Below are 24,255 nucleotides of genomic sequence, written 5' to 3' on the forward strand. Positions count from 1 at the left end.
GCTGAAGCGGTGCGCCGCCCGGCCGCTCCCACAAAACGGTGTTCAGAACACTGACGCGTAATCGCCCATTTCCAACTGCACCGACTTGATGCGGGTGTAGTGGCCGAGGGTGACCAGGCCGTTCTCGCGGCCGACGCCGGACTGCTTGTAGCCGCCCACCGGCATCTCGGCCGGCGACTCGCCCCAGGTGTTGATCCAGCAGATGCCGGCTTCCAGCTTGTGGATCACCCGGTGCGCGCGGTTCAGATCGCGCGTCACCACGCCGGCAGCCAGGCCGTAGTCGGTATCGTTGGCGCGGCGGATCACTTCCTCTTCGCTGTCGTAGATGAGGATGCTCATTACCGGGCCGAAGATTTCCTCGCGCACGATGGTCATGTCGTCGCGGCAGTCGGTGAACACGGTCGGTGCCACGTAGGCGCCCTTGGCGTAGTCGCCATCCGTGACGCGTGAACCGCCGATCAGCAGGCGCGCGCCTTCTTTGCGGCCTTGCTCGATGTAGCCGAGCACGCTTTCCATGTGCGCGTAGCTCACCAGCGGGCCGAAGTTGGTGGTGTCGCTGAGCGGATCGCCTAGGCGGATGCGCTTGATCCGCTCCAGCACCTTGGCCTCGAAGCGCGCTTGCAGCATGCGCGGTACGAACACGCGGGTGCCGTTGGTGCACACCTGGCCGGAGCTGTAGAAGTTGGCCATCACCGCGATGTCGGCGGCGCGGTCCAGGTCGGCGTCCTCGAACACGATCAGCGGCGACTTGCCGCCCAGCTCCATGGTCACTTCCTTGAGGCTGGAGCTGGATGCGCTGGCCATCACTTTCTTGCCTGTGACGGTGCCGCCGGTGAAGGAAATCTTCTCGATACCCGGATGCTCGGTCAGCCACTGGCCGACTTCGCGACCGCTGCCGGTGAGCACGTTGAACACGCCGTCGGGCAGGCCGGCTGCGGTGTAGATCTCGGCCAATTTCAGTGCGGTCAGCGAGGTGACTTCGCTGGGCTTGAAGATCATCGCGTTGCCGGCGGCCAGGGCCGGGGCGGATTTCCACAGGGCGATCTGGATCGGGTAGTTCCAGGCACCGATGCCGGCGACTACGCCCAGCGGTTCGCGACGGGTGTAGACGAACGAGGTCTCGCGCAGCGGGATCTGCTCGCCTTCGATGGCCGGGATCAGGCCAGCGTAGTACTCCAGCACATCAGCACCGGTAACGATGTCGACGTAGCGGGTTTCCGACAGTGGCTTGCCGGTGTCGAGGGTTTCCAGCTCGGCCAGCTCGTCGTTGCGCTCACGCAGGATGTCGACGGCCTTGCGCAGGATGCGCGAGCGCTGCATGGCGGTCATCGCTGCCCACACCTTCTGCCCTTCGGCGGCACTGGCCACGGCGCGGTCGACATCCGCCTGGCTGGCGCGCTGCACCTCGGCCAGCACCTCACCGGTAGCCGGGTTGATGCTGTCGAAGGTTTCTCCACTGCTGGCGGCGACGTACTGGCCACCGATGTAGAGCTGCTGTTCGGCGAAATGGGGCATGGGCTGTCCTCTGCACTTGGCAATCTGCTAAGAGAACAGCCTATTTTATTTAAATTGAACGATCAATCAACAAAAACGACAGCGCGCAGCCAAACGCGACATGCACGCGGGCGAACGGTCGTCCGTAGGGTGGGCTTTAGCCCACCAGGGTTGAAGGATCGAGCTCCTGAGGCCTCGCCGCCGACAACCCTAACGGGCCTTGGCCAATTGCAGGTCGAGGTAGTCGTAGGCGATGCGGCGCGCCTGTTCGGTGTCGAAGGCCTCGCCGGACAGCGCGCCACGCAGCCACAGGCCGTCGATCAGCGAAGCCAGGCCGCGGGCGGCGAAGCGCGCCTGATCCTGCGGCAGCGCGCGATGGAACTGGCCACACAGGTTGGAGTAGAGGCGGTGGTCGTTGACCCGCTGCAGGCGGCGCAGTGCCGGCTGGTGCATGCTGCTGGCCCAGAATGCCAGCCAGGTTTTCATCGCCGGGCCGCTGACCTGACTTTCATCGAAGTTGCCATCGATCATCGCCTTCAGGTGTGCCCGCGGACTGTCCTCGCGCAATGCGCGACGGCGTTCCCCCACGGCATTGCTGAGCGCCTGCATCAAATGGCGCATGGTCGCTTCGAGCAGGCCGTTCTTGTCGTTGAAGTAGTGGCTGATGATGCCGTTCGACACCCCCGCCAGGCGGGCGATATAGGCGATGCTGGCATCGGCCATGCCGACCTGGTCGACCGCTTCCAGGGTGGCGGCGATCAGTTGCGAACGACGAATGGGCTGCATGCCGACCTTGGGCATGGGGATCTCCAGCGGGTGAAGTTGGGCCGGAGTCTAGGCGGATTTTGATCGTTCGATCAATCAAGCGAGGTGGGGGTGCGGGGGCGGGGCGCCGATTCCGCAGGGCGTCACGGGGCCACCTTGGCCGTGCAGACCGCCTTATCATCGGTGCCTGCGGTGCACACGCGAACTTGCGACATCCTACGGAAACGACAAAGCGGGCCGAAGCCCGCGTTGTGATGCGACAGGGTGAGGCTTACTTCAGCCACTCCGCAACGCGGTCCGGGTTCTGGGCGATCCAGTCCTTGGCAGCCTGGTCAGGCTTGGCGCCTTCGCGGATGGCCAGCATGACTGCACCGACTTCTTCGCCGCTCCAGGAAATCTTGCTGAGGAAAGCAGCAGCGTCGGGGGCCTTGCCCTTCAGTTCCGGGTTGGCCACGGTGTCGACACGCTCGTCGTCGCCGAAGACTTTCTTCGGATCTTCAAGGAAGCGCAGTTTCCACTTGGCGAACATCCAGTGCGGAATCCAGCCGGTGACCACGATCGGCTTCTGCGCCTTCTCGGCACGGGTCAGGGCAGTGGCCATGGCCGGGCCCGAGCTCGGCATCAGCTTGATGCTGGCCAGGTTGTATTCCTTGATGGCGTCTTCGGTGCGGCGCATCACGCCGGCACCGGCGTCGATACCGGTGATCTTGCCGTCGAAGTCCTTGGAATATTTTTCCAGGTCTTCGATGGTCTTGGCTTGAACGTAGTCCGGCACGATCAGGCCGATCTTGGCGCCGGAGTAGTTGGTGCCGAGGATTTCCACCTTGTCCTTGAGCTTGTCGTAGTACTCGCCGTGGGTAGCCGGCAGCCAGGCGGAGAGGGTGGCATCGAGGTCGCCACGGGCCACGCCCTGCCACATGATGGCGGGTTCGACCGGCTTCAGCTCGACGCTGTAGCCGAGTTTGCTTTGCAGGATTTCACCGGCGACATGGGTGACGGCGACGCTGTCGTCCCAGCCGTTGACGTAGCCGATCTTCAGGGTGGGTTTGTCGGCGGCCAGGGCGCTGCCCATGCCGATGGCCAGGGCGGCAGCGCCGAGGCAGAGGTGCTTAAGTACGCGCATGTTGTTGTGCTCCATCAGTGAGTGGCAGTTGCAAAATCGTTGACTGGCTCGTTCTCATTGCGGGCCTTGCGAATCCGTGTTGCGCAGCAGATAGCGGTTTCGCGGGCAAAGTCTCCCCGTCACGGCCAGAAATCAGCCGCTAGTGGTTTACGAGGAGATTTTCAGGCTCGAACCCTGAGGTTCGAGCCCGAATCGGGTCGTGGCCTGTTACAGCCCGACGTGTTTCTTCACGGCGGCAACGCCGTCCTGACCGTCAAAGGTGGTCACGCCGTTCAGCCACTGGTCGAGGATCGCCGGGTTGGCCTTGATCCACTCCTTGGCGACGGTCTGCGGGTTTTCCTTCTCCAGCACCTTTTCCATCAGTTGGCTTTCGATATCGACGGTGAACTGCAGGTTGTTCAGCAGTTTGCCGACGTTCTCGCAGCGTGCTTCGTAATCCGGAGGTACCACGGTGTAGACCTTGGCTGCACCGTAGTCGGGGCCGAACACGTCCTCACCGCCGGACAGGTAGGTGATGTCGTGCTGAGTGTTCATCGGGTGCGGCGCCCAGCCGAGGAAGACCACCGGCTCTTTCTTCTTGATGGCGCGCGATACCTGCACCAGCATCCCGGCTTCGCTGGACTCGACCATGCGGAAGTCGCCGAGGTCGAACTGGTTGTTCTTGATCATGCCATCGATCAGCAGATTGCCGTCGTTACCCGGCTCGATGCCGTAGATCTTGCCGCCCAGTTGATCCTTGAACTTGGCGATGTCCTGGAAGCTCTTCAGGCCAGCCTCGGCTGCGTAGGTCGGCACGGCGAGGGTGTACTTGGCGCCTTCGAGGTTTGCCTTGGGCAGCACCTTGACGCCGTCATCCTTGAGGAAGGGCTCGATCACCGAGTCCATCGACGGCGCCCAGTAGCCGAGGAAGACATCGACCTGGCCGCTCTTCACGCCAGTGAAGGCGATAGGCACCGAGGCCATGATCTTGCGTGGCTGATAGCCCAGACCTTCGGCCAGGGTCATGGCCACACCGGTGGTGGCGGCGATGTCGGCCCAGCCAATTTCGGCAAAGCGTACCTGCTTGCAGCTGGCCGGTTCAGCGGCCATGGCGCCCTGCATCAGTGCGCAGGACAACAGGCCGATGACGGCGGTGGTCTTGATCGTTTTCATCTGCGGTTCCCTGTGAAGTGAAAAAACGTATTAGCTGGACTGGCGCTGCAGTTTGCCACTGAACCAGGCGAATAGGCCGCGTTTGGCGGTCTGCGGCGTGCCGAAGCTTTCGGTGATGCGGTCGAGGATGATCGCCAGCAGCACCACGGCCATGCCGCTCTCGAAGCCTAGACCGATGTCCAGTCGCTGGATACTTGCCAATACATCGTTACCCAGGCCACCGGCGCCGACCATCGAGGCGATGATCACCATCGACAGGGCCATCATGATGGTCTGGTTGACCCCGGCCATGATCGACGGCATGGCGTTGGGCAGTTGCACCTTGAACAGCAACTGGCGGCTGGTGCAGCCGAAGGATTGACCGGCTTCGACGATTTCCTTGTTCACCTGGCGGATACCCAGGCTGGTCAGGCGCACCGCGGGTGGCATGGCGAAGATCACCGTGGCGATGATGCCTGGCACGCGACCGAGGCCGAAGAGCATGGCAGCCGGGATCAGGTAGACGAACGCCGGCATGGTCTGCATGAAGTCGAGAATCGGCCGGATGATGGTGGCCACGCGCTCGCTCTTGGCGGCCCAGATGCCCAGTGGGATACCCAGCAGCAGGCTAATCAGGGTGGCTGAGAAGGTCAGGCCGAGGGTGACCACGGTCTGATCCCAGAAACCGGTCATGACGATCAGGATGAAGGCCACGGCGGTGAAGATCGCGAAGCGTGCGCCGATGCGCCACAGGCCGAGAGCGACGAAGATGGCGATCAGCAGCCAGGCTGGCGGCAGCATCAGCACCTTCTCGATGGCCTCAGAGAAGCCGGCGACCACGCTGCCAATGCTGTCGAAGGCGCCGCTGTAGTTATCCAGGAGGTGCTGGACGACGTCGTTGACCCAGCTACCCAGGTCGAGTTTCTTGTCACTCATTGGATTCCCCCTGCAGTCGGGTCAGCAGACGGCCCTTGCTGATGGCGCCGCAGTAATGGCCGTCGGCGTCCACCACCGGGATCGGACCTTCGTTGTCCACCAGACGGGTGATCACGTCTTCCAGCGGCATGTCTTCGGGCACCGGCACGACCTGCTTGAGCGCATCTGCTTCGAGTGGTCGGGGTTCGTCGCCGTCGACCATCAGGGCGATCTTCTCCAGGCTGATGGAGCCCTGGAAGTTGTTCTGCTCGTCGACGATGAAGGCGTAGTGCTTATCCAGCGCCTGCAGCTCCTTGCAGATCTTCGCCGCGTCCGGCGCGCTGCCGTTGTAGACGTAGGTCGGCACGCTGTCGGCCTTGAGTTGGCCGGCGGTGAGGTAACGGCTGGTGTCGACGGTGTCGAAGAAGTTGCGCACGTACTCGTTGGCTGGCTTTTCGATCAGTTCCTGCGGGGTGCCGACCTGAATTAGCTTGCCGCCTTCCATGATGCCGATGCGGGTACCGATGCGCATGGCTTCTTCAATGTCGTGGGAGACGAAGATGATGGTGCGGCGATGAGTCTTCTGCAGCTCCAGCAGCACGTCCTGCATCTCGCGGCGCTTGAGCGGGTCGAGGGCGGAGAAGGCCTCGTCCATGATGATCATCGACGGGTTCACCGTCAGTGCACGAGCCAGGCCGACGCGCTGCTGCATGCCGCCGGAGAGTTCGTGCGGGTACTTGTGGGCGAAGGTGTCCAGGCCGACCTGCTTGAGCACTTCCATGGCGCGCTTCTCGCGCGCCTTGCGGCCGGTGCCGGCCACTTCCAGGCCGAAGGCGGCGTTGTCCAGCACGCTGCGCGAAGGCATCAGGGCGAAGGACTGGAAGACCATGCTCATGTCGCGGCGGCGCAGGTCGATCAGTTGCGACTGCGGCAGCTTGGCCACGTTCTGGCCATCGATGTAGACGTCACCGCCGCTGGGCTCGACCAGGCGGTTTATCAGGCGGATCAGGGTGGATTTGCCAGAACCGGACAGGCCCATGAGCACGAAGATTTCGCCCTCTTCGACACTGAACGACACATCGCTGACGCCGATCACGGCGCCTTTCTCGGCCAGAATCCTCTCCTTGCTCCAGCCTTCCTTGAGCAGGTCGATGGCTTCTTGTGGGTTAGGGCCGAAAACCTTGTACAGGTGTTCGACCACGATCTTTCCAGACTGCATGGGACGTTTCCCCTTCAATCGGCATCCGGTTCGCGCTGGCACGGCTGGGTACGCATTGTCGAAGCGTAGAACAGCGGTGTCAGGCTTCTGATACCTGTTTGGGTGTTTGCTGGGTTTCGGGGCTGGCGAGCGCTTCGCTGCGGGCGTCGGATGTGGCGCTCGGGCACGCTGCAGCGGACGCGGCTGGTGGCAGAAACTGCCCACTGCGTCGTTGCAACCTGTTGATGAGTGACCACTGTCTTGCCGTGCTGCAAACCGCTTTCCAAACCCTCTGGCAGTGTTTCGAAGCCCATTCCTTTGGGGTTTCATGCGTCGTCCTGGCGCATGCGTACATCCGAAATTTCTTGTTGGGCTGGCGCCCTATCGATGGTGGGCCAGCGCTTATGTGTTCTTCGGTCCGGGGCGGTGGGCCCCAGTCTGCCGGTCCCCTCGGGAGGCGGCAGCGACGTCATCGGCTGACTCAACGATATAGTCTTGGGGTCTGCGCAATTATCGGTTTGCGACCCTGACGTGTTGGGCGACGACATGGCCCGTCACACCCCGTGTTTTTCCATGTTTTCGCCGTTTTTCGGGCTCCTGAAAGCACTGCATGATGCCGTTTTGAATAGCGCTCGATGTGAGCATCGAGAAGCGCTTTCGAGAACGTGCTTTAAAAACCTTAACAGACTTTTTCGTCCCTTGGCCACGGCTGAACGCCGCGCCGGTGCTGGTTTTCAGCTCTTTAAGCGAGGCGCAGGCGGCGTAGCGCGGGGGCTGTGGCGATGTTGAAAAAAATTTACAGCCAGAGGTGAAGGCGTGCCGAAAAGCGCTGAAAAATCCAAAGGCGGCGCAATGTGACCGGTCGGTCATGGCTGGCCAGGCTTGCGAGCCTGGCCGTGATTCTCGACACGACAAGGGAAAACCCTTTCGAGCCATGTGGCGGTCTGTGCTTTCTGCCATTTTTATTGATTTTTCTCGGCTATTTCGTCGAATTTATCAGTCATTTTTCGCTAGCGATACGTCGAATACCTTGCTGATGGGGCCGCCTTGATAGCGAGTCACACCTTCCAGCCAGGACGCAACCATCTGCGGGTTGTCTTCGATCCACTGCTTGGCCACGCGGCGACGATTGGTATTGCCTTCCAGCACGGCGCTCATCAAATGGTTTTCTGCGGCGATGGTGAAGGTCATGTTGCGAAACAGCTTGGCCAGATTAGGACACTGCTGGCTGAAGCCGCCGCGTGCCACCGTGTTGACCTGCGCTGCACCGTAATTGGGGCCGAAATAATCATCGCCACCGGCCAGATAGCTCATCTTCAGACGCTCGTTCATCGGGTGCGGTTCCCAGCCCAGAAAAACTGCCCATTTGCCCAGGCGCTGAGCGCGTTCGACGTGGTTGAGCATGCCGCTTTCGCTGGACTCCACCAGGGTGAATCCCTGCAAGCCGAATACGTTGTCGCGGATCATGCCTTTGACCATCTCGTTGCCTTCGTTGCCAGGCTCGATGCCGAAAATCTGCCCGCTGAGCTCGTCCTTGAAACGATGGATGTCGGCGAAGTCCTTGAGCCCCGCTTCATAACCTGGTGCCAGCACTGCCAGGGTGTAGCGCACCGTGGGCAGGTTGGTGTGCAGTTTTTCGATCTTGCCGCTGTCCAGGTGCGGCTGTACCTGCTCGCTCTGTGCCGGCATCCAGTTGCCAAGGAACACGTCCAACTGGCCTTCGGACAATCCACGATAGGTATCGGGCAGTGACATGCGGCGGATCTGCGTGCGATAGCCGATCTCGCCCAGTATCAGGCGAGCCACGGCGGTGGTCATGGTGATGTCGGTCCAGCCTACATCGCTGAGGCGTACCAGCTCGCAGCGCTCGGATTCTGCGGCGTACAAGGTGGTGGAGGAGGTGAGGGCGATCACGAGCAGCCAGCGAGCGAATCTGTTCATGGGGTGTGCCTCTGTTCGGGCGGCTGAAGCCGCTGGAAGATTCTTGGAGCGGACGATTGACTATTTCACAGCAAGAGGTGGGCCGCCCCCTGGGCGAGAAGCGACACTGGCATGCCGAGAAAAGACCTTGATACGGCTGCTCGCTGCGGCGCGATTGAATATGTACGAGTCGGTTGGAGATCTGGACGAGCTGACGAAAGTTGGATCATCGCGAACCTGTTGCGGATTAGTCAGGTCGCTTGTCTCTATCAGGTCTGGCGGCTGGTGCATCGGCGAGCGTTGACCTGTGCTGGTGCAGTGATTCTGGCTAGGCCACCGCTTCGCGAGATTTTGGTGCGACGCGTGCGGTCATCGACTCCATCGGTCGTGACCGATCGGTCGCTGCTGTTACCGTCCGTCCGTTACTGGTAATCAGGGCAGCCGTAGAAGGCCACTCAATCCGTGCTACCGAAATGCTCAAAGCCTTGCGGTAAGAGGCTTTGAGAGCGTTTCGCAAGCTCTTGGATTCGCGTCAAGAAGCCCGTCTGGCGCGCCACGCATGGAAGGCTCTGTTTTTATTGAACGCTTGATCAATTTAGGCATGACCTTTGCGTAGAGATGCATAACCACCGGGTTTTCAGGCCTGGCCAGGATAAAACAGAGGCCCACTTCAATTGGGCTCACACCGTGCTTAGCGTGAGAGGGTTCCATCAATGTCGCAGTTCAGCCAAGGGGCGCATCCCCAGAACCGTGTCGCCCAGTCCATCGGCTTCCTGCTTCTGGACAACTTCACCCTGATTTCTCTCGCTTCGGCGGTAGAGCCCCTGCGCATGGCCAACCAGCTTTCCGGCAAGGAACTGTTTCGCTGGCACACCCTGACTCATGATGGCCTGCCGGTCTGCGCCAGCGATGGCTTGCAGATCACCCCGGACGCGGCCATGCAAAGTGCGCCGGCGCCGGATGCGGTGATCGTCTGTGGTGGCGTGGATATTCAACACAGCGTCAAGCGTGAACATGTCAGCTGGCTGCAACTGCAGGCGCGCCAGGGGCGCCTGCTCGGTGCTGTGTGCACCGGCAGTTGGGCGCTGGCCAAGGCCGGTCTGCTCGACGGCTACGATTGCAGCGTGCATTGGGAGTGCCTGGCCTCGATGCAGGAAGCCTTCCCGCGTGCGGCCATCACCACTCGCCTGTTTTCCATCGACCGCAATCGCCACACTTCCTCTGGCGGGACCGCGCCGATGGACATGATGCTGCACCTGATCGGTCAGCAGCATGGCCGCGAGCTGGCAGCCGGCATCTCCGAAATGTTCATCTACGAACGTATTCGTAACGAGCAGGATCACCAGCGTGTACCGCTCAAGCACATGCTTGGCAGTAACCAGCCGAAGTTGCAGGAAATCGTCGCACTGATGGAGGCGAATCTTGAAGAGCCGATCGATCTCGACGAGCTTGCCTGCTTCGTCGACATCTCCCGTCGTCAACTCGAGCGCCTGTTCCAGAAGTATCTGCACTGCTCGCCGTCGCGTTACTACCTCAAGCTGCGGCTGATCCGCGCACGCCAGTTGCTCAAGCAGACCAGCATGTCGATCATCGAAGTGGCCTCGGTTTGCGGCTTCGTCTCAACCCCGCATTTCTCCAAGTGCTACCGCGAATATTTCGGTATTCCGCCACGCGACGAGCGCGCCGGTCAGCAGGGCAACAACCTGGTCATGCTGCTGCCGATCCCCGAGCATCAGGTCAACTCCAGCGCGGTGCTGGCACTCAACCGGGCGCAGGGCGAGTCGACCTTCGCGAGTGTACGCATCTGAGTCGAGCCGCAATGAAAACGGGGCGCCAGTGGCGCCCCGTTTTCATTGTGTCGTTGCTGTAGGGTGCGCCATGCGCACCGGGTAATATCAAGCCGGCTTGGGCACCAGCGCTGGCAGCAAATGCTTACTGATGGCTTCGCGCACGTTGGGCAGCAGGGTGGCGCTGCCGCCGAGCAACTCCTCCACCAGACGGCGCAAGGCCACGGCGCGTTCGGCGCTGAGGCCGCTGACGGCCAGCTCGCAAGCCTGCTCGGGCGTAACGCCTGCTGGAATGCTCAGGCCCAACGCGATCAGGCGTTCACGGAAGTCTTCCTGGTCGATCAGATCGGCATGCATCATGGTCGTGGCTCCTTGTGGAAAAGCAGGCGTTTAAAAACGTAGGCGAGGCAGCCAGTGCAATACCGATGGCGGCCCCGCAAAAACAGGCGAAAAACGGCCGGGGTCGCGACCGACTTTACGACTTGTAAATGAGCATTTGACCGGGCTGGCGTTCCAGCCTGTTTTTAACGCCGCAATGGCAACGCAGGTAGTTTTTAAACTGCCTGCTAGCGCAGGACGCCTTCTTCGATCAGTAGCTTGAAGATAGCCTCTGCTCCTTCCTGTGGCGAGACATCCTTGAGGATCTGGCCGCCGCCACCACTGGCTTTGGCCGTGGCTGCCTTCATCCGTTCCGCGCCGGTCTTGGCCTTGATCACCTTGAGACGCTTGGGCCGCGGCTTGGCCGGCTGCAGGCTAGCCTCGGCCAGCAGCGTGTCATCCACCACCGTCACTTCATGTGCTTCGATCTGTCCGCGTCGTGCCGGGCCAAAGGCGCTCTGGCGAGCAACGGGTGCGGCGTTGTCGACGCTGGCCACGCACGGCAAGCGCACCTTTAGGCGACGCCGCTGGCCACGTGGAAGTGCTTGCAGCACTTGGGCTACGCCGTTCTCGACCTTCTCCACTTCGGCCAGGCCAACGACCATCGGCCAGCCCAGCCGCTCGGCGAGCAGGAACGGCAGCATGCCCGAACCTTCGCCGGTTTCCGCCTGGCTACCGGTCAGCACCAGCTGCGTGCGGCTGCCTTGCAGGTAATCGACCAGCAGCGGCAAGGCGTCGGCGCCTTCGGGTTGCTCCAGTACGTCGAGCTGTTCCAATCCCATGCCCAGGTAGCCGCGCAGGGCTTCGTTCTGGGGATCGCCAGCGTGCAACAGCTGCAGATTCTGTCCGGCCAGACGCAGGCCGAGCTCCACCGCGCGGGCGTCCTGCTCGGCACGCCGTGGGCGAGCGGAGGTCGGGTGGGCGCCGACCGAGACCAGGGCGACGATATTCAGATCAGTCATGGTGGCAACCTCGAACCGCTGTAGCGGCATTAGCCGCGATCTGGCCATGCACGCACTCTGTTGCGGCTGAAGCCCCTCCCACGAGGGCGCATTCGTGAGAGTCAGGCCGCATCACGTTTTCCTTCCTGGCGCCAGGCCGCGACGCGCTCCATCAGCGCTGCGAGGATCGCTGCCGAGTCACCGATCACCGAGAGGTCGGCACGTTTGATCATGTCGCAGCCGGGGTCCATGTTCACTGCCACCACCTTGTCGCAGGCACCGATACCCTGCAGGTGCTGGATGGCGCCGGAAATACCGACGGCGAGGTAGACGCGAGCGGTGACCCAGGTGCCGGTGGCGCCGACCTGACGGTTGCGCGGCATGAAGCCATCGTCGACCGCCACGCGCGAGGCACCTTCGGTGGCGCCCAGGGCAATGGCGGCCTGATGGAACAGCTTCCAGTCCTTCACGCCGTTGCCGCCGGAGAGGATGAATTCGGCTTCGGCCATGGGAATCTGTGCAGGGTCTACGGCCACCGGGCCGAGATCTTCGACGCGCGGCAGGCTGTGCGCGACTTTTTCGGCCAGCTCCAGCGAGCGGACTTCATGGCGGGTGTCGCTGACCGGCTCGGCGCATTCGGCGGCGGCCAGGATCAACCGTGGCAGCGCGCGCTGGATATCCTGCTGGCCACTGCCGGCACGGCCGATGGCCTGCTCGCCGGCGACCTGCCAGCCGCGCGTCGCAGGGCGCTCACCGAGCTTGGCAGCCAGGCGCCGACCCAGTTCTCCGCCGCCGGTGCGGCTGTCGGGCAGCAGCCAGTGGCGTGGAGCCAGTTGGCTCTCTACGGCGCTTAGCGCCAGTACGCGGGCGTCCGGGGCGTAGCCGTCGAAGGCATCGCCCAGGACGCGCAGCAGGCGGTCGACGCCGGCTGTGTCGAAGGCGCCTTCCTTGTCTTCGCCGAAGATCACGGCGACTACGGCACCGCTATCGCCGGCCAGCTTGCGTGCCAGGCCGAGCAGATCCTTGTCATGGCTGGAGAGACGTCCGCCGACCATATCCGGCACCACACAGATGTGGAAGGCTGGCTGTTCGATAATGTGCAGCGGTAGTTGCACCTCGACGCTGGCGTTGCTGCGTTTGCCGACAGTGCCCTGCTGGGCGCCGCTGCGGTCGATGCGCTTGAGCCCGGCCGGGCCGACGAAACCGGCGGCAATGACGTGCGGGTTCTTGCGGATGATGCCATTGGGCCCCATCCAGCTGGTTTCGGCCTTCTGCATCGAGGCATGCAGTGGATGCAGGCGGTTGCGGGCGATCCACTCGGCGCGTGGGTCGCGACGGATTATGTCACTCATGCCTGGGCCTCCTGGATGCGCTGGGATTGTTGTTTCATCACTGCACCTCCGCCAGTTCGCGCTTGGCGGCAGGGCGCTTGGCCGCTACGTCGGTAGCTTCGATCAGCACTTCGGCGACCAGCTCGGCGATGTCCTTGATCTCCGGGCGCGGCGCGACCACGCCTTCGAGCATCGCGGTGCACTGTGGGCAACCGACGGCTACCAGTTCGGCACCGGTTTCCTTGATGTCGACCATGCGCATGTCGGGGATACGTTGCTTGCCGGGGATGTCGGTGATCGGCGCGCCGCCACCGCCGCCGCAGCAGCGCGAACGGAAACCCGACCGTTCCATCTCCTTGACCTCGATGCCGATGGCCTTGAGTACCGCGCGGGGCGCTTCGTACTCACCGTTGTAGCGGCCGAGGTAGCAGGGGTCGTGATAGGTGACGCTGGCGGCCTTGCTCTGGCCGAGATTCAGCGAGCCCTTGCGCACCAGCTCTTCGATGAAGGTGCTGTGGTGCAGAACCTGATAGTTGCCGCCGAGTGCGCCGTATTCGTTCTTCAGCACGTGGAAGCTGTGCGGGTCGCAGCTGACGATGCGTTTGAAGCGGTACTTGGCCAGGGTGGCGATGTTGCGCTTGGCCAGGTGCTGGAAGGTCGCTTCGTCACCCAGGCGGCGAGCCACGTCGCCGCTGTCGCGTTCCTCCAGGCCGAGTACGGCGAAGTCGACGTCGGCAGCCTTGAGGATCTTCACGAAGGCCCTCAGCGTTCTTTGATTGCGCATGTCGAAGGCGCCGTCGCCGACCCAGAACAGCACGTCGGTTTCGCCCTTGTCGGCAAGCAGCGGCAGGTTCAGGTCGGCGGCCCAGTTCAGGCGACCGCCTGGGTTGAAGCCGCCCGGGTTGTCGGTAGCAATGAGGTTTTCCAGCACTTCGGCGCCCTTGTTCGGCGTCGAGCCTTTCTCAAGCGTGAGATGACGGCGCATGTCGACGATGGCATCGACGTGCTCGATCATCATCGGGCATTCCTCGACGCAGGCGCGGCAGGTCGTGCACGACCACAGGGTGTCGGCGTCGACCAGGGCTTTGCCCTGCAGCGAAACAATTGGTTGGTGCGGGCCGCCGCCGTGTTCACCGAGTGGCTTGCCCGGATACGGCGAGCCGGCGAACTTGGCGTCATTGCCACCGGCCAGGCCGATGACCATGTCCTGGATCAGCTTCTTCGGGTTCAGCGGCTGGCCGGCGGCGAAGGCCGGGCACATGGCCTCGCACTTGCCGCACTGCACGCAGGCGTCGAAGCCGAGCAGCTGGTTCCAAGTGAAGTCGGTGGGCTTTTCCACGCCCAGCGGGGCTTTTGGGTCATTCAGGTCCAGCGCTTTCAGGCCGGTGGAGCGACCGCCACCGAAGCGCTCGGCACGGCGGTGCCAGGCCAGGTGCAGGGCGCCAGCGAAGGCGTGCTTCATCGGTCCGCCCCAGGTCATGCCGAGGAACAGCTCGGACACACCCCAGGCCACGCCAACGGCGAGGATCGCCGCCAGCACCCAGCCGCCAAAGTCGGCGGGCAGAATCCCAGCTACTGGCAAAGTGGCGATAAAGAAGCTGGCGGCGAACATCAGCAGGCTTTTCGGCAGACGCATCCACGGGCCTTTCGACAGGCGCGAGGGCGGGTTCAGGCGGCGCTTGGCGACGAACAGGGCGCCAGTGAACATCAGCACCGTGGCGGCCAGCAGGGCGAAGCCGAGGATGCGGTTATGCAGGCCGAAACCGTGCACGACGATGGCCAGCACTGCCGCGAGAACGAAGCCGCCAGCGGTGGCCACGTGGGTCTTGGACATGTACTTGTCGCGCTCGACCACGTGGTGCAGGTCCACCAGGTAGCGACGCGGCATCTTCAGCAGGCCGCCAATCCAGTCGACCTTGGCCGGCCGACCGCGACGCCACATGAAGAAGCGCTTGGCCGCCCCGATGACCGCGAGGGCCAGGGCGGCGAAGAGCAGAGTGGGGAGGATGGTGTTCAACATCTTGGGGTCTCCTTAGCGGGACCGAAAGCTACGCAAATCCATCCCCTCTCCCCCTGGGGAGAGGGTTAGGGAGAGGGGGCAGACGACATCGATCTCCGCCCAATGGACCCTCTCCCCCCGCCCTCTCCCGCAAGCGGGAGAGGGGGCCGTTCGTGTCGTGGCTAAAAGTCCTTGCACAGGCGCAAGGCGTCATAGATCGCCGCGTGAGTGTTGCGCTGAGCCACGCAGTCGCCGATGCGGAACAGCAGGTAGCTGTCGCCCGGCTCGCTCAGGCACGGCTGCGGCTTGATCGCGAACAGCGCGTCGACATCGATCTGGCCCTTGTTGCGCGAGCCCTGCTTGAGTGCGTAGTACAGCGACTCGTCAGGCCGCACGCCGTTCTCCACCACCACCTGGTCGACCACGCGCTCTTCCTTGGCACCGGTGTATTCGTTCTCCAGTACCGCTACCAGTTTGTCGCCCTCGCGGTAGACCTTCTCCAGCATCAGGTCGCCGGTCATGATCACTTCTTTCGGATACAGGCTGCGGTAGTAGGTCGGGAAACTGGTGCCACCGATGGCCACGCCTGGCTTGATGTCGTCGGTGACGATCTCCACCTGTGCGCCCTTGTCGGCCAGGTAGTCGGCGACCGACATGCCGGTGAATTCGCAGATGGTGTCGTACACCAGCACGTTCTTGCCCGGCGCCACTTTGCCCGAGAGCACGTCCCAGCTGCTCACCACCAGGCCTTCGTCAGCGCCCCAGTGCTCGTTCTGCTCGAGGAACGGATGGCCGCCGTTGGCCAGCACGATGATGTCCGGACGCAGGTCGAGTAGGGTGGCCTCGTCGGCCGCAGTACCCAGGCGCAGATCGATGCCCAGGCGTGCCAGCTCCAGCTGATACCAGCGGGTGATACCGGCGATCTGGTCACGCTGCGGGGCCTTGGCTGCCAGAGTGATCTGGCCACCCAGTTGATCCTGCTTCTCGAACAGGGTCACGTCGTGGCCACGCTCGGCGGCGACGCGTGCCGCTTCCATACCGGCAGGGCCACCACCGACGATCACCACCTTGCGCTTCGGCCCGGTGGATTTCTCGATGATGTGCGGCACGCCCATGTATTCACGGGAGGTCGCGGCGTTCTGGATGCACAGCACGTCCAGACCCTGGTACTGACGGTCGATGCAGTAGTTGGCGCCGACGCACTGCTTGATCTGGTCGATCTGGCCCATCTTGATCTTGGCGATCAGGTGCGGGTCGGCGATGTGCGCGCGGGTCATGCCGACCATGTCCACGTAGCCGCCTTCGAGGATGCGCGTGGCCTGGTTCGGGTCCTTGATGTTCTGTGCGTGCAGCACCGGCACCTTGACCACTTCCTTGATGCCGGCCGCCAGGTGCAGGAAAGGCTCCGGCGGGTAGCTCATGTTCGGAATGACGTTGGCCAGGGTGTTATGGGTGTCGCAGCCCGAGCCGACCACACCGATGAAGTCGATCATGCCGGTGGCGTCGTAGTAGGCGGCGATCTGCTTCATGTCCTCATGGGACAGGCCGTCCGGATGGAACTCGTCGCCGCAGATACGCATACCGACGCAGAAGTCGTCACCGACCTCGGCGCGCACAGCCTTGAGCACTTCCAGGCCGAACTTCATGCGGCCCTCGAAGGTGCCGCCCCATTCGTCGGTACGTTTGTTGACGCGCGGCGACCAGAACTGGTCGATCATGTGCTGGTGCACGGCGGACAGCTCGACGCCGTCCAGGCCACCTTCCTTGGCACGACGCGCTGCTTGCGCGTAGTTGCCGATCACACGCCAGATTTCCTCGACCTCGATGGTCTTGCAGGTGGCGCGGTGCACGGGTTCACGGATGCCGGATGGCGACATCAGGGTCGGCCAGTGGTAGCCATCCCAACGCGAGCGACGGCCCATGTGGGTAATCTGGATCATGATCTTGGCGCCGTGCTTGTGCATGGCGTCAGCGAGATTCTGGAAGTGCGGAATGATGCGGTCGGTGGACAGGTTCACCGAGCTCCACCATTGCTGCGGGCTGTCGATGGCCACCACCGAGGAGCCGCCACAGATGGCCAGGCCGATGCCGCCCTTGGCCTTCTCCTCGTAGTACTTCACGTAGCGCTCGGTGGTCATGCCGCCGTCGGTGGCGTAGACCTCGGCGTGCGCGGTGGAGAGCACGCGGTTGCGGATGGTCAGCTTGCCGATCTGGATCGGCTGGAACATTGCTTCGAAGGCCATTACGGCATCCTCACGGTAAGCGCTCTAGCGTTGTGGGAGGCGCTGCAGCGGCAAGGGTGTCGCCGCTGCAGTCCGGCCTTTCCACGGAATTCTTATGGGTGACTCAGAGTGGCCGGGTGACGAACAGGCCGTCGTCATGGCCTTCTTCGGAACCGCTGTACTCCTGCACGGTGACGGTGCGGATCGGACTGCCCTTGGCGGCCAGAATCTGGTCGATGGCACCGGAGAACCAGCCGGTGAACATGTAATCCACCTTGCGATTCACCTTTCCGTACACGTAAACGAAGGCCGAATGCTTGAGCTTGACCTCGGCATGGCCGGTTTCCAGGTCGAGCTTCTGCGTTTCGAACAGACCCCAGCCGCGCTGCGACAGGCGCTTCATGTAGTGCTCGAATACCGCCGCGCCTGAAATGCCATGGCACTCGGCTTCCTTCTCGCACCAGTGCCAGGCGGACTTGTAGCCGGCCTTGTAGAGGATCTCGGCGTACTTCTCGGCGCCGAGCACTTCCTCGATGCCCATGTGGTTGTTGACGAAAAAATGCCGCGGCACGTACAGCATCGGCAGCGCGTCGGTGGTCCAGACGCCGGTTTCGTCGTCGACCTGGATGGGCATTTCGGGGGCGTGGGTGGACATGTGTTCAAACTCCAGAATTCGTTGGTTTTTGCCCTCTCCCCAACCCTCTCCCGCAAGCGGGAGAGGGGGCTGTCCGTGTATGCATGACTTCAAGCGCATACCGGCCGCTTTGCTCCCCTCTCCCATTCATGGGAGAGGGGCCGGGGGAGAGGGGCAGTTAAAAAGGCTTACTCGCCCCAGACATCCTTCAATACGCGTACCCAGTTCTCGCCCATGACCTTGCGCACCACGCGCTCGGGCATGCCGCGTTTGAGCAGGGTCTCGGTGAGGTTGGGGAATTCGCCCACGGTGCGGATGCCCAGTGGGTTGACGATCTTGCCGAAGCTGGTCAGGCGGCGGGCGTAACCTTTGTCGTGGGTCAGCCACTCGAAGAATTCCTTGCCGTGGCCCTGGGTGAAGTCGGTGCCGATACCGATGGCGTCTTCGCCGACGAGGTTCATCACGTACTCGATGGCCTCGGCGTAGTCGTCGATGGTCGAGTCGATGCCCTTGGCCAGGAACGGCGCGAACATGGTCACGCCGACGAAGCCGCCGTGGTCGGCGATGAACTTCAGTTCTTCATCGGATTTGTTGCGCGGGTGTTCTTTCAGGCCCGAGGGCAGGCAGTGCGAGTAGCAGACCGGCTTCTTCGACTCGAGGATGACTTCCTCGCTGGTCTTGGAACCGACGTGCGACAGGTCGCACATGATGCCGACGCGGTTCATCTCGGCGACGATCTCGCGGCCGAAGCCGGACAGGCCGCCGTCGCGCTCGTAGCAGCCGGTGCCGACCAGATTCTGGGTGTTGTAGCACAGCTGCACGATACCCACGCCGAGCTGCTTGAATACCTCGACGTAGCCGATCTGATCCTCGAACGCATGGGCATTCTGGAAGCCATAAAGGATGCCGGTCTTGCCCTGTTCCTTGGCTTTACGGATGTCAGCGGTGGTGCGCACCGGGATGACCAGGTCGCTGTTCTCGCGGATCAGGTTGTTGCTGGCGACGATATTGTTCACCGTGGCCTGGAAACCTTCCCACACCGACACGGTGCAGTTGGCCGCGGTCAGGCCGCCCTTGCGCATGTCTTCGAACAGTTCGCGGTTCCACTTGGCGATGATCAGACCGTCGATGACGATGCTGTCGGCGTGCAATTCGGCTGGGCTCATCAGGCTTGTCCCCTAAACAGATACGCCGAGTCGGACGTCGGCGCTTTGGGGAGAGCTTATCCCTGGGGGGCAGGGCGACCCGGTGCAAAAACGACTGGGGGTTTGCCGAAAGCGTCAAGCCGAGGTCGCGAACGGATATGTGGCTCTGCATGTGGTATCCCGTTCCAACGGGCAGGTGTGCGTTCAGTCGCTGCTCGTTGCCGGGTTGGCGCGAGTGCTATGAGACCGGATGCGTCCTGGCCTGCGGTATCCCCCTGTAGGAGCGGCTTCAGCCTCGATCCGACCCGAAGGGGGGGGCGCGGTCTATACCGAAAGAACGCGACATGGAAAGCTTCGCGGCTGAAGCCGCTCCTACGGGCATGTGTGCATTCAGGCTGGCCGCTCGTGACGATCCTGGCTGGGGCTGACGGCGAAGCGCCTGTGGTAGCTGCGCGAGAAGTAAGAGGCCGAGTCGAAGCCGCAGGCAAGGCTCACCTCTAGTACGCTGAGATCGCTCTGGCGCAATAGCTGGCGCGCCTTGTCCAGGCGCAGATCGAGGTAAAAGGCCGAGGGTGTGGTCGCCAGATGGTGGCGAAAAAGGCGCTCCAGCTGGCGCACGGTGATGCTCACCAGCTCGGCCAGTGCCTCGCTGGACAGCGGTTGCTCGCACTGGCGCTCCATCTCGCCGACCACCCGTACCAGTTTCTTGTTGTGCAGGTCGTAGCGGCTGGCCACCTGCATGCGCTGGTGGTCCAGACGGGTGCGGATGCGGCTGACCACGAACTGTTCGGATATCTGCACCGCCAGCGACTCGCCGTGTTCCTGGCCGATCAAGCCGAGCATCAGGTCGAGACTACTGGTGCCGCCGGCGCTGGTGATGCGCCGGCCGTCGATCTCGAACAGTTCCTGGGTGACCAGCAACGTCGGGTAGCGTTCGCGAAAGGCATCGATGGCTTCCCAGTGCAGGGTCAGGCGCTGGTGCTGGAACAGCCCCGCTTCAGCCAGCACGAAGCTGCCGGTGTCGATGCCGCCGAGGATCGCCAGTTCCGGCTCGCGTCGTTGCAGCCAGTGCGCCAGATGATGGTCGTAATGGGCCAGCGGCTCGAAGCCGGCGACCACGAACAGCGCCTGGCTGTCAGCGGGCAGCTCCAGGCCGTCGTCGACGTTGAGCGACATGCCGTTGCTGGCCTGCACGGCATTGCCGTCCTGGCTGAGCAGGCGCCAGCGATACAGCTCGCCGCGAAAGCGATTGGCCACGCGCAGCGGTTCGATGGCCGACATCAGGCCCATCATCGAGAAGCCGGGCAGCAGCAGGAAGCAGAAGGTCTGGGGCATTCAGGTCACGAGGCTGGTGCAGGGTTACGGGCATACCGAGAGATTAATCGGTCAGTATGGCTTTCATGCAAGGAAAAGTCGGTATAGGTCAATAAATAGTCGTTCAAGTGCGAATGTTGCATCGAATCGAAGCGTAAGGTGTTTTCATCGGGAGATGAAAGTCCCCGAGCACGGTGGGGGCTCTGTCCGTTGGCAGGCCTCTAGAAGAACGAAATAGAACCGCTGTGACACGATGAGGAGCACCCAGATGAAAGGTCTTACCGCGCTGGCCGCGTGCTGCACCCTGAGCCTGTTCAGTACCTCCCTGCTGGCCGACGACGCCAGTTGCAAGAACGTTCGAATCGGTGCCGTCGGCTGGACCGACGTGGTCGCCACCACCGCCGTCGCCAGCGAGCTGCTGAGTGGCCTCGGCTACGAAACCAAGCAGACCCAGGCGTCGCAACAGATCATCTTCGCCGGTATCCAGAAAGGGCAGATCGATGCCTTCCTCGGCTACTGGAAGCCGATCATGGACGACAACATCAAACCCTTCCTTGATGCCGGTGCAGTCAAGGTCGCGGCCGAGCCGTCGCTGGATGACGCCGTGGCGGTGCTCGCGGTGCCGAGCTACACCGCCGACAAGGGCCTGAAGACCCTGGCCGACATCGCCAAATTCAAGGACGAGTTGGACGGCAAGATCTACGGCATCGAAGCCGGCTCGGGCGCCAATACGGCGATCCAGAAGATGATCGACTCCGACCAGTTCGGTCTGGGTGGCTTCAAACTGGTTGAGTCCAGCGAGGCGGGCATGCTCGCCGCCGTCGGTCGCGCCGTACGCAACGAGAAACCGGTGGTGTTCTTCGGCTGGAAACCGCACCCGATGAACCTGTCGATGCAGGTCACCTACCTGACCGGCACCGACGACGTGTTCGGCCCCAACGATGGCGCCGCCACGGTGTCCACCGTCACCGCGCCAGACTACGCCGAGCGTTGCCCCAACGCCAACCGCCTGCTCACCAGCCTGCGCTTCACCAGCCAGCAGGAAGCCGAGCTGATGCAGCCGATCATGGACCGTAAGCCGGCCGCGCAGGTGGCACGTGACTGGATCAAGGCCAACCCGCAGGTGGTCGATGCCTGGCTCGAGGGCGTCACCACGCTGGACGGCAAGCCGGCCAACGCCGCGCTGGTCGCCGGTAACTGATAGCACGGCGCCGGTTGATCCGGCGCCAACTTCCCTTTTTGCACAACGCCTGCGGCCCCGCCGTCGGCACTCGTTTGCCTCTGGAAAGGACAGTCGAAAATGAATTACGAGGTTATCGTCACCTGCGCGGTGACCGGCGCTGGCGACACCGTCGGCAAGCACCCGGCGATCCCGGTCACGCCCAAGGAGATCGCTGCCGCCGCCATCGAGGCGGCCAAGGCCGGTGCCACCGTCGCCCACTGTCATGTGCGCGACCCGCAGACCGGCAAGCCGAGCCGCGATGTGGCGCTGTACCGTGAGTTGGTCGAGCGCATTCGTGAAAGCGATACCGACGTGATCATCAACCTCACCGCCGGCATGGGCGGTGATCTGGAGATTGGCCGCGGCGAGCAGCCACTGGAGTTCGGTGCCGGCACCGATCTGGTCGGACCGATCACCCGCCTGGCGCATGTCGAGGAGCTGCTGCCGGAAATCTGCACCCTGGACTGCGGCACGCTGAATTTCGGCGACGGCGACTTCATCTACGTCTCCACCCCGGCGCAACTGCGCGCCGGCGCCAAACGCATCACCGAGCTGGGGGTGAAGGCCGAGCTGGAAATTTTCGACACCGGCCACCTGTGGTTCGCCAAGCAGATGATCAAGGAAGGCCTGCTGGACGACCCGCTGATCCAGCTGTGCCTGGGCATTCCCTGGGGCGCGCCGGCCGACACCACGACCATGAAGGCCATGGCCGACAACCTGCCGCCAGGCATCACCTGGGCTGGCTTCGGCATTGGCCGCATGCAGATGCCGATGGTCGCCCAGGCGATGTTGCTCGGCGGCCACGTGCGGGTGGGGCTGGAGGACAACATCTGGCTGGATCGCGGCGTGCATGCGAGCAACGGCCAACTGGTCGAGCGCGCCATCGAGATCATCGAGCGCCTTGGTGGTCGCGCCCTGACCCCGGCCGAGGGGCGGGAAAAGATGAAGCTCAAACCCAGACGCTAAGCCCGCTTCCTCCCCTCTCCCATTTATGGGGCAAAAGCGGGAACAGCGAAGCACTGCTTCGCCCGCTTGTGCGACCTGAGCTCTGCGAAGGGCTGGGGCACAGAGTGGGGGCCGAGGGAGAGGGCCTGTAAGCATCCCCCGTAGCCCGGACGCAATCCGCGGCATTCCCTACCGCCAATTCCCCGGATTGCATCCGGGCTACCGGAGTTCAACCATGACCTTCGTCACCGATATCAAGACCTTCGCCGCCCTCGGTACCGGCGTTATAGGCGCCGGCTGGATTGCTCGAGCCCTGGCCCATGGCCTCGACGTCATCGCCTGGGACCCGGCGCCCGGCGCCGAGGCTGCGCTGCGCACGCGTTTAGCCAATGCCTGGCCTGCGCTGGAAAAACAGGGCCTGGCACCCGGCGCCGCTCTGGATCGCCTGCGTTTCGTCAGCACCATCGAGGACTGCGTGCGCGATGCCGATTTCATTCAGGAAAGCGCGCCCGAGCGCCTCGATCTCAAGTGTGAGCTGCATGCCAAGATCAGCGCTGCCGCTCGTCCCGACGTACTGATCGGTTCCAGCACCTCGGGTCTGCTGCCCAGCGAGTTCTACGCAGATGCCGCGCACCCCGAGCGCTGCGTGGTTGGCCATCCGTTCAATCCGGTGTACCTGCTGCCACTGGTGGAGGTAGTCGGCGGGGCGAAGACCGCACCCGAAGCGGTGCAGGCGGCGATCAGTGTGTACGAGTCGCTGGGTATGCGCCCGCTGCACGTGCGCAAGGAAGTCCCGGGCTTTATCGCCGATCGCCTGCTCGAAGCGCTATGGCGCGAGGCGCTGCACCTGGTCAACGACGGTGTGGCGACCACCGGCGAGATCGACGACGCGATCCGCTTCGGTGCCGGTCTGCGCTGGTCGTTCATGGGTAGCTTCTTGACCTACACCCTGGCCGGTGGCCCGGCCGGCATGCGCCCCTTCATGGCGCAATTCGGCCCGGCGCGGAAGCTGCCCTGGACGTACCTGGAGGCGCCGGAACTGACCGATGGGTTGATCGATGCGGTGGTCGAAGGCACGGCCGAACAGCAAGGTGAGCGCAGCCTGGATGCCCTGGAGCGCTATCGCGATGATTGCCTTCTGGCGGTGCTGGAGGCGATTCGCCAGACCAAAGCCAAGCATGGCTTCGAGTTCGCCGAGTAACCGAGTCATTCCCGGTGCGCACGGCGCACCCTACAGACCGACTCCAATCCAGCTCCCCTCTCCCACTTGTGGGAGAGGGGCTGGGGGAGAGGGCCTCATCGGAAGCCGAGCATGAATCTGCCAACCTATCGCACCACCATCTCCCCTGACTGGGTCGACTACAACGGCCACTTGCGTGACGCCTTCTACCTGCTGATCTTCAGCCATGCCACCGATGCGCTGATGGATGTGCTGGGCCTGGATGAAGCCGGTCGCGCCCGCACCGGCCACACGCTGTACACCCTGGAGTGTCACCTGAACTTCCTGGCGGAGGTGAAGGAGGGCGAGCGGGTGGAGGTGCGCACCCAGTTGCTGGCGCACGACGCCAAGCGCCTGCATATCCACCATGGTCTTTATCGGCCGGGTGAAGACGCTAGCCTCGCGGAAAGCGAACAGATGCTGATGAACATCGACAGCGCGGCCGGCCGCGCGGCGCCCATAGACGAGCAGGGGTCCCCGCGGGTGGCGCAGCTGGCTGGCGAGCAGCAGCGGTGTGGTTTAAACATATAGCGAGCCCCCGAGACCCAGGCGGGGGGAGGATTCCGGGGTCG

The 24,255-nt window shown here is 63.1% G+C and carries 20 protein-coding genes; 5 read left to right on the forward strand and 15 right to left on the reverse strand.

Features of this window, described 5'->3' with window-relative positions:
* Positions 1–42: 42 nt before the first annotated feature.
* From betB to EGJ86_RS10080, 7 genes are all read right to left on the reverse strand, one after another.
* Complete coding sequence (betB, locus tag EGJ86_RS10050; RefSeq protein ID WP_125834999.1) at positions 43–1,515, reverse strand: betaine-aldehyde dehydrogenase; 1,473 nt, start codon at positions 1,513–1,515, stop codon at positions 43–45.
* A 189-nt stretch (positions 1,516–1,704) separates the two neighbouring features.
* A complete protein-coding gene (betI, locus tag EGJ86_RS10055) occupies positions 1,705–2,295 on the reverse strand; it encodes a transcriptional regulator BetI (RefSeq protein ID WP_125835000.1) in 591 nt (196 codons plus the stop codon).
* Between the two features lie 235 nt (positions 2,296–2,530).
* Positions 2,531–3,382: a glycine betaine ABC transporter substrate-binding protein gene (locus EGJ86_RS10060; RefSeq protein WP_125835001.1), complete on the reverse strand. Its 852-nt coding sequence runs from the start codon at positions 3,380–3,382 to the stop codon at positions 2,531–2,533.
* 207 nt (positions 3,383–3,589) lie between these two features.
* Positions 3,590–4,534: a choline ABC transporter substrate-binding protein gene (locus EGJ86_RS10065; RefSeq protein ID WP_125835002.1), complete on the reverse strand. Its 945-nt coding sequence runs from the start codon at positions 4,532–4,534 to the stop codon at positions 3,590–3,592.
* Between the two features lie 30 nt (positions 4,535–4,564).
* Positions 4,565–5,449, reverse strand: a complete 885-nt coding sequence (locus EGJ86_RS10070; protein ID WP_099522842.1) for a proline/glycine betaine ABC transporter permease — start codon at positions 5,447–5,449, stop codon at positions 4,565–4,567.
* Positions 5,442–6,647: a glycine betaine/L-proline ABC transporter ATP-binding protein gene (locus tag EGJ86_RS10075; protein WP_125835003.1), complete on the reverse strand. Its 1,206-nt coding sequence runs from the start codon at positions 6,645–6,647 to the stop codon at positions 5,442–5,444. Before EGJ86_RS10075 ends, EGJ86_RS10070 begins: the two co-directional genes overlap by 8 nt.
* 975 nt (positions 6,648–7,622) lie before the next feature.
* Positions 7,623–8,567: an ABC transporter substrate-binding protein gene (locus EGJ86_RS10080; RefSeq protein ID WP_106733690.1), complete on the reverse strand. Its 945-nt coding sequence runs from the start codon at positions 8,565–8,567 to the stop codon at positions 7,623–7,625.
* A gap of 692 nt (positions 8,568–9,259) precedes the next feature.
* Here EGJ86_RS10080 and EGJ86_RS10085 point away from each other — a divergent pair.
* Positions 9,260–10,354: a GlxA family transcriptional regulator gene (locus EGJ86_RS10085; protein WP_125835004.1), complete on the forward strand. Its 1,095-nt coding sequence runs from the start codon at positions 9,260–9,262 to the stop codon at positions 10,352–10,354.
* Between the two features lie 87 nt (positions 10,355–10,441).
* Here EGJ86_RS10085 and EGJ86_RS10090 read toward each other — a convergent pair whose 3' ends face one another.
* The 8 genes from EGJ86_RS10090 to EGJ86_RS10130 form a co-directional block, all read right to left on the reverse strand.
* Complete coding sequence (locus EGJ86_RS10090; protein WP_125835005.1) at positions 10,442–10,693, reverse strand: hypothetical protein; 252 nt, start codon at positions 10,691–10,693, stop codon at positions 10,442–10,444.
* A gap of 206 nt (positions 10,694–10,899) precedes the next feature.
* Positions 10,900–11,673: an electron transfer flavoprotein subunit beta gene (locus EGJ86_RS10095; protein WP_106733691.1), complete on the reverse strand. Its 774-nt coding sequence runs from the start codon at positions 11,671–11,673 to the stop codon at positions 10,900–10,902.
* Between the two features lie 101 nt (positions 11,674–11,774).
* Positions 11,775–13,004: an electron transfer flavoprotein subunit alpha/FixB family protein gene (locus EGJ86_RS10100; protein WP_125835006.1), complete on the reverse strand. Its 1,230-nt coding sequence runs from the start codon at positions 13,002–13,004 to the stop codon at positions 11,775–11,777.
* Between the two features lie 37 nt (positions 13,005–13,041).
* A complete protein-coding gene (gene dgcB / locus EGJ86_RS10105; RefSeq protein ID WP_125835007.1) occupies positions 13,042–15,003 on the reverse strand; it encodes a dimethylglycine demethylation protein DgcB in 1,962 nt (653 codons plus the stop codon).
* A gap of 161 nt (positions 15,004–15,164) precedes the next feature.
* Complete coding sequence (gene dgcA / locus EGJ86_RS10110) at positions 15,165–17,225, reverse strand: dimethylglycine demethylation protein DgcA (protein ID WP_125835008.1); 2,061 nt, start codon at positions 17,223–17,225, stop codon at positions 15,165–15,167.
* Between the two features lie 103 nt (positions 17,226–17,328).
* The gene (locus tag EGJ86_RS10115; RefSeq protein ID WP_125835009.1) at positions 17,329–17,859 is read right to left on the reverse strand and encodes a DUF5943 domain-containing protein; all 531 of its coding nucleotides are present in this window, start codon (positions 17,857–17,859) and stop codon (positions 17,329–17,331) included.
* Between the two features lie 167 nt (positions 17,860–18,026).
* Entirely contained in the window at positions 18,027–19,004 is a 978-nt protein-coding gene (locus EGJ86_RS10120; RefSeq protein ID WP_125835010.1) for a dipeptidase, read from the reverse strand.
* Positions 19,005–19,373: 369 nt separating this feature from the next.
* Positions 19,374–20,318: a GlxA family transcriptional regulator gene (locus tag EGJ86_RS10130; protein ID WP_125835012.1), complete on the reverse strand. Its 945-nt coding sequence runs from the start codon at positions 20,316–20,318 to the stop codon at positions 19,374–19,376.
* Between the two features lie 247 nt (positions 20,319–20,565).
* On the opposite strand from EGJ86_RS10130, the gene choX reads away from it, so the two are divergent.
* The 4 genes from choX to EGJ86_RS10150 all read left to right on the forward strand — a co-directional run bounded on the left by choX (position 20,566) and on the right by EGJ86_RS10150 (position 24,214).
* A complete protein-coding gene (gene choX, locus EGJ86_RS10135; RefSeq protein ID WP_099522829.1) occupies positions 20,566–21,498 on the forward strand; it encodes a choline ABC transporter substrate-binding protein in 933 nt (310 codons plus the stop codon).
* Positions 21,499–21,597: 99 nt separating this feature from the next.
* Positions 21,598–22,485, forward strand: a complete 888-nt coding sequence (locus tag EGJ86_RS10140; protein ID WP_125835013.1) for a 3-keto-5-aminohexanoate cleavage protein — start codon at positions 21,598–21,600, stop codon at positions 22,483–22,485.
* A 214-nt stretch (positions 22,486–22,699) separates the two neighbouring features.
* Positions 22,700–23,665, forward strand: a complete 966-nt coding sequence (locus EGJ86_RS10145; protein ID WP_125835014.1) for an L-carnitine dehydrogenase — start codon at positions 22,700–22,702, stop codon at positions 23,663–23,665.
* Positions 23,666–23,776: 111 nt separating this feature from the next.
* Positions 23,777–24,214, forward strand: a complete 438-nt coding sequence (locus tag EGJ86_RS10150; protein ID WP_125835015.1) for a thioesterase family protein — start codon at positions 23,777–23,779, stop codon at positions 24,212–24,214.
* Positions 24,215–24,255: the final 41 nt, after the last annotated feature.

The organism is Pseudomonas sp. o96-267, assembly GCF_003935465.1.
Lineage (GTDB): Bacteria > Pseudomonadota > Gammaproteobacteria > Pseudomonadales > Pseudomonadaceae > Aquipseudomonas > Aquipseudomonas sediminis.